Origin of the sequence: Streptomyces sp. WAC06614, from assembly GCF_003949795.1 — a bacterium.
GTDB lineage: Bacteria > Actinomycetota > Actinomycetes > Streptomycetales > Streptomycetaceae > Streptomyces.
In genome coordinates, this window is sequence record NZ_RPRY01000587.1 from 1 (window position 1) to 2242 (window position 2242).

At 72.3% G+C, this 2242-nt stretch carries 2 protein-coding genes; both read left to right on the forward strand.

Annotated features, from left to right (window positions below; all coding sequences use genetic code 11):
• Positions 1 to 104 precede the first annotated feature (104 nt).
• A complete protein-coding gene (locus tag EF918_RS34980; protein WP_125652882.1) occupies positions 105 to 581 on the forward strand; it encodes a hypothetical protein in 477 nt (158 codons plus the stop codon).
• A gap of 105 nt (positions 582 to 686) precedes the next feature.
• Positions 687 to 2242, forward strand: a 1556-nt coding sequence (locus EF918_RS34985; protein ID WP_125652883.1) for a collagen binding domain-containing protein, incomplete at its 3' end; no start/stop codon positions are given.

Genomic DNA, 2242 nt, shown 5'->3' on the forward strand with positions numbered 1-2242 from the left:
GCCCCGGTCGGCAGCGTGCCGCGCTGGAGCACCGCCACCACCCACTCCGCCGCCCTGCCCGCGCATGCCGCCGCACGCCGCTGACCAGCCAACGAGGAAACCCTGTGCCCCTATTCACCGAGCAGCTGTTCGCCGACCACCTCACGCTGCCGTACCCCGAGGCCGCCGTCGTCGGCGACGCCTACTACGCCGCCCCCGTGCCGGACCTCCCGCTGCGGCTGCGCATCGACTTCGCCCCCACGATCCACGCCGACCGCTACGACGGGCTGCGCCTGCAGATCGTGCACATGGAACAGGGGCGGATCGACACCGCCATGCTGTCCTTCGCCGACCACGGCGCCTTCGAGGCCCGCGACCGGCGCATCGGGCGGAAGCCCGGCGTTGCCGGATACGGCGCCTTCACCGACTCGCGCTACAGCGAGGACCCGCCGTGGCTCGGCATCGGCGTCACTCGGCTGCGAGCCGCGATCGACCAGTACGTACGCCTGTGGATCCCTGGCGCCCCGCCGGTGCACACCGGCCCGCCTCCCCTCACGGCTCCGGTACCGCAGGTCAGGACCTCCCCGGCCCGCACCCGGTAAGCGGATCCCTCCCACCCGGCCGCTCCCGCTGGCCCGCGCCATCTGCTGACACAGCAGCGTCCGCAGCCTCATTCCCTTCTTCACCGACAGGACCTCTTCCCCCATATGAGCCTTCGCCTCGCCCGACCCGCTCACCTCGCCGTCGCCGTCGCTGCCCTGGCCGCGGGCACTCTGCTGCCCGCGCAGGCCGTGGCCGCCCCGGACGCCCCACTGGTACTGGGCCCCGGCTACACCATCCCTGACTCCGAAGGGCACGCGGCCTCCAGCCACATTGGCGCCTACGGCCCGCCCGGCCCGGCCGTCCACGGCGACACCGAGACCTACTGCGCCGACCCCGAGCGCAAGGGTCCGGCCGACGCCGGAGGCTACGGCGACCCGCAGCCGGTCCCGACCTGGACGTCGTCGGTGACCGGGAAGCCCGTCACCAAGGAGAACCTGGCACAGGCCGCATACGTGATCGGCAAGTACGGGCAGACCCGCGACAACGCCCAGGCCGCCGCAGTCGACGCCGTGGTGTACGAGTACCTGGCGGGCGGCACCTATGCCCTCGACGGCGACCGCGGCAAGCAGCGCCTGGCGTACCCGGTCGTCTCCCCGACCGCACGCACCCTCGCCCAGGGCTACGTCGCCGAGGCCAAGAAGCTCGCGGGCCCCTACACCCTCCAGATCACGCCGTCGGTCAAGACCACCACCGCCGGGACGAGAGTCACCGTCGCCGTGAAGGTCACCACCACCGCCGGCACCCCGGTCCCGAAGGTCGCCGTCACGCTCGCCGAGTCAGGCTCCGGCACCGCCTCCGGCAAGATCACCACCAACGACAACGGCACGGGCGCCTGGGAGTTCACCGCCGAGAAACCCGGGACCGCCAGCGTCACCGCGACGGCCGCGGAACTGCCCGCCACCGGACTGCAGGTCCTCACGCCCAAGAACCCGGCCGCCCAGCGGATGCTGCTCGCCGGGGGCACCACCAGCATCAAGGACTCCGCCACCATCACCGTCGGCGAGGCCACCGGCGGCGTGACGATACGCAAGAAGGACCCCGAGGACACCCGCCTGGTCGGCGCCGCGTTCCAGCTCCTGGACTCCGACGGCAAGCAGGTCGCCGCAGGCAAGACCGACGAACAGGGCAACCTCGTCTTCGACAAGCTCCCCGCCGGCACCTACCGGCTGCGCGAGACCTCCTCCGGCAGCCCCGTCCACGATCTGCTCCCCGAGCAGACCATCACGATCACCGCCGGGCGCATCGCCCAGGCCAACCCCCTCGATCTCGTCGACCCGTTCAAGAAGGCCCGCCTGTCGGTGAAGAAGACCGACAAGAACACCGGCAAGACCCTGCCGGGCGCGGTCATCGCCATCCGCGCCGACGAGACGGACAAGACCGGCAAGCACACCCCGGGCAAGGTGATCACCAGCTTCACCACCGGGGCCGACGGCACCGCGACCGTCCCCCTCGACGTCACGCTCAAGGCGGGCACCCTCTACTGGGCCGGCGAGACCAAGGCCCCCGACGGCTACCAACTCGATGCCACCCCGGTCGCGTTCACCGCCCGACCCGGCGCCGACGTCACCGTCACCCTCGCCGACAAGCCCACCGCGACCACGCCGCCGAGCCCGAGCACCCCGCCCGCGGGTGGGGTCAGCTGGGGGCGTCGCCCGTACGG